This is a genomic window from Vibrio sp. 10N.222.47.A9, from assembly GCF_963872585.1.
Lineage (GTDB): Bacteria > Pseudomonadota > Gammaproteobacteria > Enterobacterales > Vibrionaceae > Vibrio > Vibrio splendidus.
On sequence record NZ_CAWNBB010000038.1, the window covers coordinates 1 to 17,828 of the forward strand.

The following is a 17,828-nucleotide window of genomic DNA, read 5'->3' on the forward strand; positions in this document are numbered from 1 at the left end:
TAATCGCTATTGAGATGCTGGAAATGCTACCGCAGAGCTGGCGTAGTTGTTAAGAGCCTTAGATAAGCCATAAACAACACCCCAACCACTTCAACACACTACCTCTTCAAAATCCCGTTGCCTTCGGGCGTGGCGGTTCAAACCCAAATAACATCAAAGTTAAACATTTTCAGATAACCATGCCCACTCGTCAGCGGTCAACCAACCAGAATACTCATTAACACGTGAAACGAACATTTTGTCACTCTCATCTAGGTAAGGCGAAATCATGTCGCGAATCTGTATTGCATTATAGTGAGTAGAAATAAGCCATGTAGAGTCCATGATGTGATACCACTTAGAAAAATTCTTCAAAACTTCATGTACTTTTTCGTATTTCTGCCCCGGAGAATTCAAATCATAACTAACGCAATATACTGCCATGCAAAACACCCTCACTAACAAATAAGACACCGCATGATAAATACAAAACAAGTTGAATATCGAGATTCACATCCCAAAAATACAAGAGCCAAGCAGTAAAGAATAATCAAAAGCAACACACAAAATATCACTTACAACTGATCGTTCTAAAATGCTCTACGATCCCTCATTAAGCCCTTTCATTTAAAAGGTTCATTAAAGTTGTTCAACCTTACCAAACCTTTTTTCAATTCGCTTCGTTGTTAGTTCTTGATGAACAGAGTTTAAAGCTTCTAGATACTCACTCTGATTTCTTACGATGTCTTTCACATTAGTGGCAAGTGCCCAATTACGAACATCATTTATTTCACCAGCTAGGTGACAAACTAAGGTGTTTCTAATTTTTTCACATCGACGCAACTGTACGTACAACTCATTTATGGAATCGTAAAGTGTCTGGTCTAGTAAAGCGACATCTTGAATATGATTCTCGTATTGTTTCGTTACGATGTGAGCAAGCGGCATTGCCACCAAAGAGTAGTTTTCATTGTCTTCAGGTTCACCAATATGGACATATATGTAGTCATTCCCATATCGGTCTGTATTTACTAGTTTTTGAACTGGATGATCAGTCTCAAAAGTCAGTAATACTTGTTCGGCAACGCGGAAAAGGGACTCCAAATTACTATAATTTTCTCGTAATTCTTCCGATAACAATATCTTGAGTGTATTAAGCTTTTTTCTACTCTCATTTCTACCTTTGATGAAATCTCTAACCTCTCGGATACAAAAAAGCACCAGAGCAACAAATACCGATAAGGGTATAATATCCAAGATCAACCACTACACTCCTCAAAAATATGCTTGCACTAGCAAATACGATAAAAATAGTAGCCTAACCCAGACCAAGCGCTCAAAAAAGCACGTCATTCCTGTTTGAACCAAATACAACAGTGTTAGTAATCATGCTCAAGAACTTTTCTTAATATAGGCGAGGGGAGTGAGCAACCTGCTCATTAAGAATTACATATAAACAGCAAATAGCTGACTCAAGTTTGTACTCACTCGCACAACACACAAGGCCGAAAGGATCATAGCTTTGCACGTCGCGAACAAAGACATCAATTAAATCACTAATTCCTTGAGGGTTCACATGATGAGACATTTTATTACGAATTTGATTCAACATTTTTAGCGAAGACCACACTTCAGAAATAACCGACTTGTGACCAACCAAGGCCCAGCAAAGCTCTAATTTTCTGGCAAACATCATATTAGACGCACTAACCTTGATCCCTAAAGGATTACTTTCACTGAGTGATGAATTTAGTATCTCCACCAGTAGCTCCTCAAGTAGCAAATGCCCTTTCAATACGACCAATACCTCATCTTCCCCGGTAGGAAGGAGTTTCATAAACCTAGCTGTTCTTTCAGCCTGCTGTATACTTGTACCCAACGCTTACCTCACTTTAATAAATATAAATCCAGTTAATCAAAAAGCCTAGATATCAGTAATCACAGGTGTAACGACACTTCGGATAAGTCGAACAACCATAAAAACTCTTGCCTGAATTAACTCCCCTTTTAGCAACACGCATCACAAGCTTAGATTGGCAACTAGGACAAACTCTATCTTCAACTGCCGACACTCTTTCAGGTTCAGGTATTACGGGTTTATTCAGAAAGCTGCGTCCATCTTCGACCATGTGAACCAGTTCACTGCCATTAACCAACCACAAGCGCTTATCAACAGCAAAGGCAATCGCTTCTGAAGTAAAGTCGCCTGATGTAACAATAATCATCTTACTGGCATTGTTTGCGATCATGACACCGTACATTTCTCTTAGAACTTGTACACCAACCTTACGAGTCTTCCAGTGCTTACATTGTACAAGACTTAACTCCCCCTCTTTCGTCAGCCAAATATCAACACCACCATCAGGCTTCTGAGAGAAAGACTGTTTGACCTCATAACCTTGAAATTTAAAGTATTCACCGATGTAGCTTTCAAACTCAATCCAACTTAAGTCATTCAACGGTGAAGTGTTCTTGCGAACTTTAATTTGGGAACTTGTCGTTAGATAGCTTTGCTTTCTTTTATACTGTTTAAAGAATGCTATCGGCGCAGGGAGTAAAAATAGAAAGGTAAAATAGGGGGCCATCAAAGGAAGGTTGGGAGCCATAGCGTTAAAGATAAAATTATCACTGCTAGCTGCTAAGCTAGGTAATAGATATGAGAGCCCTAGGTATATAACACTAGAGAGCAACACACTAAGCCACCATGGAGCGTCCATTAAGTGCCATATGATCCCATCTTTACGTCGTGCCATTTAACTCTCTACCAATAAGCATTTGAGTGCATTAAATCACAAATAATAGCTAGTGAGAATAATAGATTGACCAATAGCTCTACAGTAAACTGATGTTACCTAATCCCCTGATTGGATTAGGTTGTTCATAACACAGTTACAGAGGCTCAAAGACGGTTCAATACGTCTTGTCTCATTAGGTGTGTTAGCAAAATCATCGCTAAAATGGACACCAAACCTATAAGGTAATCTAATTAGGCTTCGCGTCCACTTTACACGCAAGCCTGTGTCTACTCTTTCGCTCTATCTTCGCCGAATGCTTCGTCCCATTGCCCCGCCTGTAGCTCAACATCCTCTACATGGCTAAACTTGTCAGCAAACAAAAGCCTGGCATGTAACTCATGCTCTTGCCTTTTAGCTGCGATTTGTTGATCAGTTAGGTCTTTATATTGCTTTAAGCTCTTTTGTTCACGTGTCCACTTGTTATTCAGAGCCGTTGCCTTTTCCTCAATCCAGTTGTCTTTACGCACTGCATCTTGGTCAATTGGCAATGCTTCCGTCACGACTTGATACCCCGCACCTATTAGATCTTTCTTCATGTGGTCTACATAGGTAAAAAGCTCCCCTAATGAAAGCCCCTTGGCTTCACACAAGGTATGAAGCTGCGCGATGTTAAATGCTGAACTACCACTTTCCAGACGAGAGTAAAACGCTCCTTTAACGCCCAGTAAATCGGCATATTCTGCTTGTTTGGTTTTAGTTTTAACTATTTTCGTTAAGCCTAAACCCAGCACAAAATCAGTGCCATACATTCTTAGATCTTTTACCGCTTCTGATATCAGCGTAAAGATACTTACTTTTTCTACGACCTTTGACTTCATACTTTCCTCTCTAATTCACATTTGAAATTTTAACGCTAAGGGAATTTTTTTCAATTATTTATTGACATAACTGAGCTACAAGTCGTAACCTTTACCTGAAAAGTTTACTATATAGTTATAATTTCAAAAGGAGGATAATATGAATGACAATCTAGAAACTATGGTTACGGATGAAGGCAACTCTAACCAAGAGTACCTCTTGCGCGGCAAACGCATAGGCTATTTGGCGACTTGCTTAGCTTACAACCGTAAAGAATTACCACTGCATTATGGTCGTTTGTTTACCGAAAATGAGGATGTCTCTTACGGCGATGGCGGGGGAACTCCTATTGCTGTCATGACGGTACAACGCGTAGAAGAATATGAAAGCAAAGGCGATGAACACATTGAATTCTATTTCGATGAAAAATTACATTTAGCCTCTAACACCGTTAGCCGTGAAGGCGACGTGTTAACCATTGATACCGTTCATCAATTAGGTCACGCAAGAAAGAGATTTACCTGCACACATGACTTAAGCACCACTCAAAGCATACCTAATTCAGTTTATGAGGCAGTGGGCTACGCAAGTAAAGATCTACCTTTTTACCACCCGCATGCCATCGAATTCTTTTGTGCCTCCACTTTTTCATTGGCCAGCGAATGCTTCGACTGCGTTGATTTTGCTGATGGTCAGTCATTTTACTTTGATGCTGAACGTGCATTAACTAATGATTTTTTCCAATCAGATTCGTGGGAGCACTTGATTGATGCGCTAAAACAGATTGATACGCCTTAATCACTCAAACACAAAACACCCCCTTTAAAAGCAACGTAGAGAATAAAAACATGACAACTGAACAAAAAACAATAAGCAATCACGGTCGTAACCGAAGCGGTACTTTTGATGACATTTTCGGTGGTAACACAGCCAACCAACCTATATTTACTAAACCTGAGGCCCTATACCGTTCTCGTTTAGATGACAATGGTTCCGCTTTATCATTTGTAATGAATGTTTTTGAGAAGTCCTATTTTCACTACATTGATACCCCAGAAGAAAAAGGATACATACAGTGCAATGGCGAAAACTGCACACTGTGTGAAGCTCAAATCAAGTTAGACCATCACATACTTACACCTGCCTACAATTTTATCGAAGAGCGCATGGAAATACTCGCGATCCCCCCAACACTAAAACCAACCTCATTAGCACCGCAATTAAAGCCGTTGCTTAATAAAGGAGGCCTATTGGTTAATATTGTCAAGAAAGGTTACCACTATGAAGTAACGTCTAGTGATATTCCGGCGGGCATTGTGATTGATAAGGACAAGGTTATGGAATTTAAAGAAGCGTACGACAGTCGTAAGTTCGCTCTCTCTGACATTTACCAAATCAGAACAAATGAAGAACTAGAAACTATCCCTCAAATCGCAACACGCCTCATACTTAAACGCGGTCGTGTGGCCTAATGCAAACAAGTAAGACATTAATTAGCGGGGCTAAACGCCTCGCCGATTTCAGAAAAGAGAACGATGCTGGTGTCATTCTTCAGCATTGTCATAACCACCAGCATGTAGTCATCCGTTGGCAAGTGGGCGTGGGTAAGTCCTATAACATGGATCTAGTTATTGAAACCGCTATTCGCCAAGATAAGTACGACCTTGTACTTGTCATGGCTCCTACACGAAAAATCATAGATGAACGTAAATTCATTCAAAAGCCCCCCAAAGATATCGAAGTTATCAATATCCGCCCTCGCCCAGCCAACCTGTGCGGCGAAGAACGAAACAAAGCATGGCAAGCCTATGAGGCCCGGAACCTAGGTCATTTAGGCAAACGTCACTGTTGTGTACTGTGCCCCAAACGCGCTGAATGCTTTTGGCCTAGTCAATATGGTAAAGATTTACAAAACAAGCAGGTTGCTTTTGCTACTCAAGCTCACCTTGAGCATAACCCATACTTCATTACTCATGTAAAACAACAAGCGAAAGCCGAAAGAGTGCTAGTTATCTTTGATGAGGCCAATGTCAGTCTGGCGAATTACAGCCGTACACTTTCACCTACCTCCATACAACAGTTGATAGAAGCAACAGATCAATCTGATATCTCCCAAAAACGCAAAGCCACTCTTGAGCACTACTTGAATTGCTTACTCAGCGCGCCAAGTGAAGATTTACAAGATACTAGTGCATGGCACTTCCCGCGCATTGATGCCAATGAAATGACGCAGATATTAACCGTAGGTGATGCTATTTTTGGTGAGTCATTTCATAACATTATTTATGACTTGCAAGCTTTCGGCTATTCCATGGCTGAATCGCGAGAAAAGTTACCTAATGGTGACATCCATTTTCCAGCACCCCCTTTCACCTCTGATAGTGATGTTCTGTTGTACAGTGGTACCACTCACCTATCCATTCTGAAGATGCGTTTAGGTATAGACTTTTACTCACCATACGAAACTTATGAGTTTAAAGGTGAAAGCTCTACGTGGTTGAACATCGCATCGGCCATTGGGGCTAGTTCTAATTTCATTAAAAACGCATCTCAAATCCTTGATGTCTTTACACAACTCACGACTAAACGAATTCAGGAAGGTAAGCGAGTACTACTAGTATCGAAGAAAGCTCATGTTGATTACTGCGTCAAAACAATGAACCAACTGTTAGTGGAACAAGGGATCAATAGTGTCCGCATCATACACGGTGAGCATTACACAGAAAGCCCCAACGTGACTTTAGTACCCGTTATTCACTATGGCGTTATTGGCACCAATCAATACGAAGGGTTTGATTGTTGTTACTGCCTTAATAGCTACTATGTAAAGCAAGATACGCTGAGTAATTCAGTTCAGGACTTGCGTTCCAATAGTGAACAGATCAATGTAGCCATAACCTATTCAAAAAAACCACGTCGACGCTATGGCATCGTAGACGATGAACAATTTCGCTTTACCGATGTCGCTGAAGTGGCTAACCCTATGCTGCAAACCTTAGAAATGGGGACGGTTGTTCAAGCTGTAGGTCGTGTTCGCCCATTTACCCAAACCCGTGAAATTATTACATTTCAGAGTAATGATGCTCTTGCTACGACCTACGATAAAGAATTCTCTAATTTAGCAGAATTACGTAAGCACTTTGGACTAGCCACAAAGCGTAAGCGCAGCAGTAATACGACGGCTGATAATGTTATAGCTCTCAGCGCCAAAGACCTCAAACAAACAGAAATAGCCAAGCTTCTCGGTATCAGTGTGCGGACAGTCCGTCGTTATCAATCTAAAGACGTTGCTTGCCCCAATTAGTTAGACTGCCCCAATCATCAAGGAAACCCCCATGAATTTGCTACCAGGAACGGAACGACACCTTCAAACAAATAAACCTAAAAGAGAATCAATGCCTATTTTGCCTAGAGGTACTCACTTTACGGATGGACAAACCTCGCATATTGATACGTCTAATGGACTAAACGCCCTCATAGACTTAGCACTACAACTGCCTATCAGCAACATTAGTATTGATTGTAAGTATACCTACCCTAAAGCACCTGTCACTTTGCCGAATGGTTACGATAAATACGATATTTCAACGATTAAACCTACTCAACTATGCTTAACACTGTGTACAGGCGACACTGTTTCCATGGAACTGCATACTTTCATAATCAACTTAGAGTCGAACGTTGAAATTAGCCCCTTACAAGCCCTGTTTGACTTACCCGTCATATTTACAGCTTACAACGCTAATCGTGTCCTGCATTGCCTCTGGCGCCTAGGGCTCAACGAGCCACATCAAATATGGGATATTTTGATTGCAGAAAAAGCACGATATCTAGGACTTCATCAATTAAATAAACATCATGAGTTTGATGACTTATCATCGAAAATTGATGCTCAAGAATCCTTTACGCAAGAACGGAAAGACTTCTATAGCTTAATCGCCACAACAACTCGCTACGGCCAAGATAGTCCCCAATTAAAACAGACTGAAACGACATGTGTGGAAGTGGCTAAGCTATACATCCTGCAAGTTCAAGCTGTGGTTATTCAGGGTATTTATAACCATTTATTAAACGTAGAAATGCCTTGGATTATTACCAATGCGGGTATGGAAAGAAACGGTGTACTTGTTTGTCGAGAGCAATGTTCCAAAATCTTGAAAGGTACGAAAGCAAAACTGGCACAATGGCAATCAGAGCTTGCAGCTTATGGTCTCATCAATCCAAGCAGCCACGATAACAAGGTTACATTCTTTAATTCATTAGGGTTGCTGCACCACTTCAAGGATGGTTGCGATTATAGCTTTCAACGAGAGGCATTAAGTACTAACTACAATTTGCACCCCACCATCAGACTACTAGCCAAGTACACCAATATGGTATCCATTTCTAAAGACGTCATATTTCAACCGGGACTCGTCGGAGGGAGTGGTCGCATTCACCCTATACATAAGCACCTCGATACCGTAACAGGCCGACAAGCAACAATGGCTCCTAACCTCCTAGGGTTACCTGCAGTTCTTCGCCCCATCGTTGTTGCACCTGAGGGATATGGTATTGGTGAGGTTGATCTTGCTCAGATTGAGGTGGCGATAACGGCTGCTGTGTATAACGATAAAGACTTAATAAAGAAGTACAATGCAGGAGATTTATACACAGCATTAGCTCAAGAGTTCTATTTAGATGAACTACCAATGGAGTTCCAATCCTGTACGCCTGATATATTCAAAGAACACCACAGCGATAAGCGCAACGTGATGAAAGAGTGTACTTTAGGGCTCATTTATGGAATCACAGCCTACGGCTTATCTAAGAAACTTAAAGTTCACGAGGTTAAAGCCCAGCAGCTAATGGATAAGTTTCTTGATATGTTTCCTACCCTTGGTAAGTCTATGGATTTAGCACCACAATATGGTTTTATTCGTGGCTATGTGAGTACAGCAACGGGTCTACAACGATTACGTCCCCAAGATACTGAACGTAACCGCAAAGAAAAGAATTGGATGGTCAACATGCCAGTGCAAGGCACTGCTGCAGCCTTGTTTAAAATCGCGGGTAATCGCCTACATCAGTTATATAAGCGCCATAATGCTAAGTTGATTGTCGCATTACATGATGCTTTTGTGTTTGAGGCACCAACAGAAGAATTAAAGGAAGTTGCGAGCCTGACGTCTCAGGTAATGATTCAGGTCATTCAGGAGCGCTACCCTCAACTAAACATCCGAACAGACATCAATACTTTACAACCTAAATGTTGGAATAAAGATGGCAATGTGAACACCATTGAAGAGTGGTTGAACAAGTGAATAACTAACTTAGCTTTGCCCAAAGACCTGTTACAAAGACAGGCTTAGCAACAATACGGATTCTGTTAAGTACCGAGCAAAAATCACCTCTATATCATTAGATTAGTTTTTCCTAACCTAACAGTCTGGTACTTTTGCCTATGAGTCAAATTGATTAATAGACGAGTTGAATAACTTCCTTCCTAGGTGCTTTGGATGTCAAACAGGTTTAAACAATACAAAATTGATGAATTGGAAGATTTTGTTGAGCAGTATAAATGTGACCATAAAACGTTAATAGAAATTGATTCTGAGTTAGCGAATAGGCGCCATAAGCGTAGAAATACTGAGCTGAGAAGTCATATAAAGAGTTTATTGGCGGAGCCACGGCTAAGCAATGTATCCCGAGAAAATCAGACTATCCTGCCAACCACAGAAACAAACATACCCCCTTCTTCAAGTAAAAAAACGGTATCTTCAATGTCGAATAGACACTCCACTATGACAGAAAATAACTCGCTCATCATGAATCGCGAAACACCAATCATATACCCAGATAACTTTTTGGTTTCTGCTTTTGAAGGTATGCGTCAGAAACTGCTAGATATTTCTGGTGGGCGGTCTCGTTTGTTAAACCTCGACCAAAACACTCGCTCCTTCGTGCGAATTGTTGATGAACTTCCGAATGAGCTTGCGAAGCTTATTCTGTCAGAGAAGTCGATGCTGCTCACTCCAATTCCAGAACCTAAGCTAAGTGAGTTGATTGAGCATGGTTATTTGGAATGGAATGAAGAAGAAGGTAAGCATATTCAGTTGAAAAAGGATCCTGACGCTAAAGAATGGGCAGGAGTCCTTGGTATCGATAACAAATTCGAATTGCCTAACCATTTAGAACAAGCGATGGATGGCAGACACACAGACACTAACTTGCAATCGATGCTTTTTGAGGCTCAATTGAATGTGGCGGTGAAGAAGCTAGCCAGAGAGGCGAAAACTGCCATTGATGAAACAGGGAATAACATTCTCTTTTTATGTCTTGGTTTTTTGGAGTGGGTTGATCAGGCCGAGGGGGGGAATAAGCGTTTGGCGCCACTTTACATGTTACCGATTTCCATCACTAAAGATTATTGTAATGGCGTTGCGGTCTATAAGATCAAATACAACGGCGAAGACATAATTCAAAACCTGATTTTACGTGAAAAGCTTCAGCAAGAATTTGGGTTAACTCTGCCAGAGATTGTCGATCCCGACAATGAAGATAGATTGCTGACCCCAGAAGAGTACTATAAAGAAGTCAACGAGCTGTTGGCCAGAAAACAAAACGATGTCGTCGTGAGACGTTGGAAAGTCCGCCGATTCGCAACCTTGGCAACGCTGAGTTTGGGGAAACTTCTGATGTATCGCGATTTAGACCCTCGGAATTGGCCTCAAGGTGAAGGTAACCTATTAGAGCATGACGTGATTCAGAGATTCTTCCAAGATGGATTTCATATATCCAGTTCTGTGGGGAGTACTAATAGCTATATACTTGACGAAGTTAAGAACCTTCATGAAAGCTACCCAATGATCGAGGATGCCGACAGTTCACAGATGAGCGTGCTCATTGATGTGCTGAATGGTAAGAACCTGGTTGTCGAAGGTCCACCAGGGACCGGTAAATCACAAACTATCACCAATATCATTTCGGCAGCATTATCTCGTGGAAAAACCGTTCTTTTTGTGGCTGAAAAGCAAGCTGCCCTTGACGTGGTAAAGCGGCGTATGGATAAAGCAGGCCTAGGTGACTTTTGTCTAGATTTGCACAGTGACAAAGCACAGAAGCGGCTAGTACTGGATGATTTTAAGCAGCGAATTTCAAACGGACCGACGTTCTATCACAACAATAGTCAGTACGTTCGTGAACTTGAGCGACTAGAGAGAGCTCGTGAGAGACTGCAGAACTATGTTCAATTGATTAACCGGGAGTGGAAAAGCACCGAGCTTACTGTTCATGAGATATTGATGGCAGCCACTCGCTATGAAGCGGAAGTCGCGCCATTGAAGTTCAAAGATATAGCGCCAGAGGACGTGACCAGTGAATCATTCAGTAACGCTAAATTGGATGAGAAAGTTGAGCAGCTTGAAGTCTTTTACAACTATCTGAGCCTTGTCAGCAAACAACTACCGGAAGAGGGAAACTGGATCTCTCACCCTTGGTTTGGGGTGGCGAATAAAGCGCTTTCGGGTAATGACCCTGACGAGGTTATTGATGAATTGAAGGACTGGAATTCTCGCCTGTCTACTTGGTGTGAACACGTCGTCACGCTTTGCCAATCATACGATGTCCCATTAAGTTGTAATGGTTCACTTTATGATGCAGAGTCATTAATTCAAGACTGGAAGACAATACCCTTGCCTCAAGGGCGCGTTGATCTTCAGGCTTTTAGTACTATGACTTCTAACCACATTCAGCAATTGGATGAGTATCTATGTCGCCATAAAGACTTGGCATCTTCTTATCTGAATATGAAAGATACCTTTACACGTGAGGTCATCGAGAATACAGATCTCATTGAAGATATCGACCGAGCCATCCGACAATTAAGTGCATTGGGAGTGGCCCCCGAAACAAGCTTTGATGACATTGCCCGAGCATTATTGAAACTGAATGAGATGATCGACTTATTCAATATAATTCAGGGTTCACGCGCTGAGCTTATTACGCATCTTCCTGATGCCTCGCTCTCTTTGCTCGGTTGCCAATTATCAGGTCTGAAAGAGCTGGAAACTTTCATTTCATTGGCCGCTGTACTGCCAAAGCAATATATTACTAACAGATCTCCTTTGTTTGATAACGAGGCATTGGCTGGATTCACTACCGATTTCATTGATGAACATACCCGCTTAATCACTGAACATGAGGCACTCGAAAAGGTGATCTCAACAGATAAACTACCATCGGTTGAAATGTTACAACACTATGCTGCTGAGTTAGCTAACACAGGACTCTTCTCTTGGTTAAACCCCTCCTGGAGAGAAGCGAAAAAATCAGTTTCCGCGTTTGTTAAGTCGCCAAAGTTCGATGCAAAAAAGATCGCACCGATACTGGAGAGTGCAGCGGACTGGTTAGCGAGATCTAATGGTTTTTGCGAAGACACAAGAAACAACCAGCTATTAGGTGCCTACTTTCAAGGGTTGAATACCGATGTCGAGCTGGTGGCGACAATGGCACATTGGTATCAGCGAGTGAGAGTCGAATATGGCATTGGTTTTGGCAAGAGAGTGGCGTTAGCACAAGCCTTGTTTTTAGTACCAACAGACGTGTTTCGTGGTGTGCAAAATCTTTATCAACAGGGCTTGGTCAATCACTTGGCGTCGTTGCGAAAAGAGTGCGACAAACTGTCTTCTGTCTTCACTGCTGCTGATTGTTTGGCGAATTCTGAGTCAGACTGGTCTGCTGAACCCAACCCTTTACGTCAAGTTCAAGGCCAGATAACTGAGTGCCTGAGAAACTGTCAGCAGTATCTGGTGAATACGCAAATCTCGCAAAATGAGCTTCATAAGAAAATCCATGAGGGTCAATCGCTCAGAGAACTTCGCAGGGTGATTGAGGCGACGGATATTTGCCATCATGTTTTCTCTACAGAGCTTGAACTTACTCCACTGGATACGGGAGCAACGCCCACATCGTTCAGTGTTGTTGCTGATACCGTCAGTTACGCCAAACAGGTGAGTGACGGCTGTAAAAATGAACACATTACATGGTTGATCAAACGTCAAAACAATGTGTCAGATATTGATCTTATACGAGACGCGGGAGCTAAATTGGCGTCTGAGCTTGAAACGGTATGGAAGACAGAGACTGTGTTTTTAGCATCGATAGGAAGTGAACGGAACAACTGGCTGCAAAGCTGCGGCCCTTTCATGGCTGACGTAATTGAACGTAATAAAGCTGCCGCTCAAAACGGTCCGTGGTTGGACAGTTGGATCAAGTACCTGTACGCAAAAGAACGCATGGAATTAGGAGGTTTTAGCCTTCTTAATGAGTTCTTGAGCCAACATCGTCGCTCGATTGATTACGCAAAAAACGCAATGAAATTTGCAACATACCATGCATTAGCGAGAGAGATTTATCGGGAGAAACCGGAATTGTCGCAAATGTCTGGTCATGAGCAGACGGCTATTCAACAGCAGTTCTCGAAATATGACGAGGAGTTAAAAGAGTTACAACGCAGGCGAGTCGCAGCGTTAGCGGCAGATAGAGATATACCACAGGGTAAGCGTGGAGCCAAAGCGACGAGCTACACTAGCAATGCCTTATTACAACGTGAAATCGAGAAAAAAACTCGCCATATTTCAATTCGCAATCTGGTGACACGCGCGGGCGATGCCATGATTGGTCACAAACCTTGCTTTATGATGAGCCCAATGGCGGTGGCGAAATACATACCACCCGGAGCCCTTAATTTTGACATCGTTGTGATGGATGAGGCGTCTCAGGTTAAACCACAGGATGCTCTGAGCTGCTTTGCCCGCGGAAAACAAATTGTCGTCGTTGGCGACTCCAAACAGCTTCCACCAACCTCGTTTTTCGAAAAATCCGTAGCCAATGAAATTGACGGTGATAGCGAAGAGACTGGCGTTATTGACGAGGCAGAAAGCATACTGGATGCCGTTAGTGCTTATTTCGATAAGCGTCAGTTAAGGTGGCATTACCGTTCTCGCCATGAAAGCCTCATTGAGTTCTCGAATCATAAATTCTATGACGGAAATCTTGTGGTCTTTCCTTCGCCATGGGATCAATCGGAAGAGCATGGGATTAAATTCAATCACGTCGGGGATGGCCGATTCATTAGTAGTGTTAACCAGACAGAATCTCATGTGGTGGTCAAGGCGATTAGAGACCACTTACTCCATAAACGGGAAGAGAGTTTGGGCGTAGTTGCGATGAACTCCAAGCAAAGAGACATGATTGAAGCCGATCTTGAAAGTGCTATTTCCAAAGATGCACTTTTACGAACAGCGTATATGAAAAATATGGAAAGTGAAGATCCATTATTCATCAAAAACCTTGAAAATGTGCAAGGAGATGAACGCGATGTTATCTATATATCCTTTACGTATGGCCCCCAGGAGAAAGGGGCTTCAAGTATTCCTCAACGTTTTGGTCCGATAAATGGCACCAGTGGTTGGCGCCGATTAAACGTATTGTTTACACGTGCAAAAAAACGTATTCAGGTATACAGCTCAATGACGGCAGAACAGATTGTACTAAGCGAATCTAGCAGCCTTGGCGTAAAATCGTTAAAAGCCTACCTCCAGTTTGCGCAAACTGGCCAACTTATTGGCCAAGATGGAACCCAGCAGGGAGAGCCCGATAGTGACTTCGAGATTACTGTAATGAGCGCACTTTCCAAGCATGGTTTTGAATGCGTACCTCAAGTAGGTGTCGCAGGCTTCTTTATTGATATAGCCGTAAGAGACCCAGGTATGCCGGGTAGATACTTGATGGGGATTGAGTGTGATGGTGCAACGTATCATAGCAGTAAATCTACACGAGACAGGGATCGTGTGCGCCAAGGTGTCCTTGAGGGGCTCGGCTGGACGATACGACGAATTTGGTCGACCGATTGGTTTAAACATCCAGAAGCGGAATTGAAACCCATAATAGAAGAGTTGAAAGCGCGTTCGACACCAGTCCAAGCGCTCGTTGATGAGGAGCTAAATCTTGAGGAAATAGAATCATCGACAACTACCTGCTCGGATACTGATTTCAAGGCAGTTGAGAGCCTGAAAGATGCTTTAATTCGTTATCGAGATCATGTCATTGGCAAGAAATATCCGGAAACGGCTCCGAGCGAGAAGCTACTGCGTGCCGACATGATAGAACGTTTTATTCTTGAGCGACCAATTACACGAGATGAATTCTCATTAGATATCCCCGCGTATTTGCGTGAAAACACCTGTCCTAAAGAGGCTATGGACTACCTTGATGATGTTTTAGAAATCATCTCTGATTATGAAACTGTTACGTTGACTTAGAACTGCTCAACTAGGTTTTTTATAACTGATTTTGTCCAAAAACAATTCAGCACCACTGTTCACAAATAAAAAGCGGACTCGAAACCTTTAAATATATTAATTTAGGCTCGGTGTCCGCTTTTGACATACGTAGAGACAAGATCTCGATGCACCACCTGTGGTTTTTATCTCTCGCCAACCTTGTGGAACCAACGTTTGATATAAGTCTTGAATTGCTTGCGACCAAAGGAATCGTAACCACCTTTCTTGACTAAATCATTGCGGAAGCAAGACCGAACGTAGTTACTTAGATAAGCGCTGCCTTTCATCGGTCCATATCTTTTTTCGTATTGATAAATACTGTCTTCAAGCACAGACAAATATGCACTCATATTGCCGTTCTTAAGTTCACTTGTGTTGTGTTCGATAATATTACTGAAGTTTTCCATGACCTTATCCTTAATGATTAATTAAAAGTAATTCCTGTACAGCGAAGTGCTACCTAACAGGGTTATTACTTTGTTAAGAGTCACGGACAAAACTTGAAATACCGTAAGAGGCTTTTAGTTACCCCCGCAGTCTGCACCACTTGACCATATGGTTTGTTCTTGTCGATATAAAAAAAAACAGAAACATGCGTCCCTGCTTTATTGATTAACTAGTCCTCCAGTACCTCATCAATCAAAATTCCTGCTGAAAATCCGCAGATTGTCCCAATTAACATTCCATATGGCCCACCAAATCGAAGACCTATAGCACCGCCAAGCTGAGCAGCTTTAAATCCTAATTCCTTCCTACTTTTAGATAGAGTCTCTGATCCTTTTTGTGGTTCAGAATAGTTGTCTTTATCCACGTACTTACTCCTTTTCTGTAGATACGAAAAGGGCCATGCTCAATGAAGAACATGACCCTTTAGAGTTTTGTGAATGCAGCTTTAGTGAGAGTGACCGCACACCTGACAGCTACCATCATCATAAGCACGTTCACCACATGCCGGACAAGTTGTAACTAGTGTTGTTATTGATTTAATCGCCATGAAAGGCTCCTTCTTGTTGGTTTATTAGGTGTTGCGGAGCTCATTGATACCTCAGCCTAGAGAGTTCCAATTTCGAAACTGAGATATCTAGAGCCAAGCTCCGCAACAAAACTTATTGTGCTTTACCTTTCGGGGTGTCTGAGGTGCATTGAGTCGCATCAGTGACATGACCATTCATTGTTCCGCAGACATCGGCTTTCCACTGCACAATGACACCGTAAGACGATGTGTTCTGAATTCCTGCTTTACCATTCCATTGTGGCTCTAGCAGTTCTTTCATTTTTGAGATATCGCCCGGATTACCGCCGAACGTGCCACCTGCAAATACTGAAGATGCGAATAGTGAAGTTAGACCTAGCAGGATGATTGATTTTTTCATTGTTGTTTTTCCTTAAATACGTAATGACGCCGCTGGTAAAGACAGCGTTAACGTGATTGGTGATTAGTTTAGAGAGGGTGAACGACAAGGTGTGTCGCTCAGATATAGAAATATTGAAATGATTGATGAATGCCTTGTAAGGCATACCTTGGAGTAACCGATGAAAGCTATAGCAATATCAGTAACCTTATGAAAATCAGCTAGAAATAATCATGCTCTTTCCGACCACGACACCACCTGACGAGTGACCTATCTACAATGCGTAGAATGAAAGAGCATGACAAACTAGCGAAACGACTTGGCATCATCCTGACCCGTTTGAATACAGGTGAGAAACTGCATCTGAATGATCTAAGCCGTGAATTTGGAGTAACAAGAAGGACGTTAAATCGTGACTTCAATGAACGGTTAAATTACCTACCTATACAACGTGACGGTGCTTGTTACTCGTTAGACCCTAAGTTCTTAGGCAGGCTGACCAATAACGAGCTATCTCTCCTGCTGTTAAACATGGGATTCGATACTTTGTTTTCGGGTAAGCACTATCTAAGCAATGGTGTATTGAACAACCAAACCACACCGCCCTTTCTCTTCAAGAACCCACAAGTCGAAGACATCAGTGAATGTGCTTCGGTGTTCGAGAAACTTATCGAATCGATACAACGACGAAACGTGATTAGCTTTAGCCATGAAGGGAAAACCTACGATGAGTTCCACAGCTACAAACTGTTGAATGAACGTGGATTGTGGTTCATTGTCGGAACACAGAGAAACCGCCTAGAGTCTCTCAGAGTGGCGAAGATTCGTGAATTAGTGCGTTACGAGGATAAATACTCTCCTAACCCTAGCATTGAACAGAAGCTGACTGGTTGTGGATATGAAGATGAACTATTCAATCCCGTTGAAGTTCTTATACAGATGAGCGCTAAAGGCGTAGAAGCTTTCTTAAATGAAGGTAATGCAGATGACTTCCGAGTATTGAAAGAGCTAGATTCCGGTGATGTGTTAATTAGTCACCAAACCAAGAACATACCAGAGTTACTACGCCAACTTAAAACGTGGCTACCACATGCAGAGGTGCTCTCACCTGACTGGATACGTTACTTGTTGAAGCAAGAGCTCCAAGCGTATTTAGATTCAACCAAGTAGAAGGCACTGAGCGAATTGAAGTACGTCGTTGGGTTTGTTGATGCTTTGTTGAAATGAAATGCAACCACCAAGACATAATGTCGTTTCGGTTCTCTGTTGTAGTCACTCCATGTCATAAAGAAACCACTATGCAGCGCTTTTTAAGATTTCTATGTTAGGTATGGGTACTGGGGTGTTTTACCAAGCTTCGAACCGATACCAGTTAAGGGAAGACTCAAAACGATGCTGTTTTTCACCGAACGTAACTAAACTAATCAATAACAGCCAGTCAGCTGGTTATTATATAGGGGAATATTTAAGAACTATAAGTCAGAGATAGCTTCATACAAGTCATTATCTCGGTATTTCCCATAGAATTGCAGACCTTAACTGCTCCCATTGCTTCTACATTGATGTATGGAATCCACTCC

Annotated in this window: 14 protein-coding genes; 6 read left to right on the forward strand and 8 right to left on the reverse strand. The window is 42.2% G+C overall.

All coding sequences use genetic code 11. The annotated features are described in order from the left end of the window. Positions 1–159 precede the first annotated feature (159 nt). The 5 genes from AACT19_RS11505 to AACT19_RS11525 all read right to left on the reverse strand — a co-directional run bounded on the left by AACT19_RS11505 (position 160) and on the right by AACT19_RS11525 (position 3,592). Positions 160–423, reverse strand: coding sequence for a hypothetical protein (locus tag AACT19_RS11505; protein WP_076646336.1), 264 nt, complete (start codon positions 421–423; stop codon positions 160–162). Positions 424–618: 195 nt separating this feature from the next. Then, positions 619–1,242, reverse strand: a complete 624-nt coding sequence (locus AACT19_RS11510) for a hypothetical protein (protein WP_076646337.1) — start codon at positions 1,240–1,242, stop codon at positions 619–621. A gap of 142 nt (positions 1,243–1,384) precedes the next feature. Next, a complete protein-coding gene (locus AACT19_RS11515; RefSeq protein ID WP_083717881.1) occupies positions 1,385–1,816 on the reverse strand; it encodes a hypothetical protein in 432 nt (143 codons plus the stop codon). A 94-nt stretch (positions 1,817–1,910) separates the two neighbouring features. After that, the gene (locus tag AACT19_RS11520) at positions 1,911–2,732 is read right to left on the reverse strand and encodes a restriction endonuclease (RefSeq protein ID WP_076646341.1); all 822 of its coding nucleotides are present in this window, start codon (positions 2,730–2,732) and stop codon (positions 1,911–1,913) included. A gap of 269 nt (positions 2,733–3,001) precedes the next feature. After that, complete coding sequence (locus AACT19_RS11525; RefSeq protein ID WP_076646343.1) at positions 3,002–3,592, reverse strand: helix-turn-helix domain-containing protein; 591 nt, start codon at positions 3,590–3,592, stop codon at positions 3,002–3,004. Positions 3,593–3,731: 139 nt separating this feature from the next. On the opposite strand from AACT19_RS11525, the gene AACT19_RS11530 reads away from it, so the two are divergent. The 5 genes from AACT19_RS11530 to hhe all read left to right on the forward strand — a co-directional run bounded on the left by AACT19_RS11530 (position 3,732) and on the right by hhe (position 14,875). Continuing rightward, positions 3,732–4,370, forward strand: a complete 639-nt coding sequence (locus tag AACT19_RS11530; RefSeq protein ID WP_076646345.1) for a hypothetical protein — start codon at positions 3,732–3,734, stop codon at positions 4,368–4,370. A gap of 50 nt (positions 4,371–4,420) precedes the next feature. Beyond that, a complete protein-coding gene (locus tag AACT19_RS11535; protein ID WP_076646347.1) occupies positions 4,421–5,044 on the forward strand; it encodes a hypothetical protein in 624 nt (207 codons plus the stop codon). Beyond that, entirely contained in the window at positions 5,044–6,876 is a 1,833-nt protein-coding gene (locus AACT19_RS11540) for a helix-turn-helix domain-containing protein (RefSeq protein ID WP_076646348.1), read from the forward strand. Before AACT19_RS11535 ends, AACT19_RS11540 begins: the two co-directional genes overlap by 1 nt. Positions 6,877–6,907: 31 nt before the next feature. Beyond that, a complete protein-coding gene (locus tag AACT19_RS11545; RefSeq protein WP_076646350.1) occupies positions 6,908–8,875 on the forward strand; it encodes a DNA polymerase in 1,968 nt (655 codons plus the stop codon). 195 nt (positions 8,876–9,070) lie between these two features. Then, positions 9,071–14,875, forward strand: a complete 5,805-nt coding sequence (gene hhe / locus AACT19_RS11550) for a DUF4011 domain-containing anti-phage protein Hhe (RefSeq protein ID WP_076646352.1) — start codon at positions 9,071–9,073, stop codon at positions 14,873–14,875. A gap of 164 nt (positions 14,876–15,039) precedes the next feature. On the opposite strand, the gene AACT19_RS11555 is transcribed toward hhe, so the two are convergent. The 3 genes from AACT19_RS11555 to AACT19_RS11565 form a co-directional block, all read right to left on the reverse strand. After that, the gene (locus AACT19_RS11555) at positions 15,040–15,303 is read right to left on the reverse strand and encodes a hypothetical protein (protein WP_076646354.1); all 264 of its coding nucleotides are present in this window, start codon (positions 15,301–15,303) and stop codon (positions 15,040–15,042) included. A 209-nt stretch (positions 15,304–15,512) separates the two neighbouring features. Beyond that, positions 15,513–15,707, reverse strand: a complete 195-nt coding sequence (locus tag AACT19_RS11560; protein ID WP_010434944.1) for a hypothetical protein — start codon at positions 15,705–15,707, stop codon at positions 15,513–15,515. 295 nt (positions 15,708–16,002) lie between these two features. Then, on the reverse strand, positions 16,003–16,269 hold the full coding sequence (locus AACT19_RS11565) for a hypothetical protein (protein WP_076646356.1): 267 nt from the start codon (positions 16,267–16,269) through the stop codon (positions 16,003–16,005). 267 nt (positions 16,270–16,536) lie between these two features. Between AACT19_RS11565 and AACT19_RS11570 the strand changes: the two genes are divergently transcribed. Next, positions 16,537–17,418 carry a helix-turn-helix transcriptional regulator gene (locus tag AACT19_RS11570; protein ID WP_076646358.1) on the forward strand — a complete coding sequence of 294 codons (882 nt, stop codon included), beginning with the start codon at positions 16,537–16,539 and terminating at the stop codon, positions 17,416–17,418. The last annotated feature ends 410 nt before the right edge of the window (positions 17,419–17,828 follow it).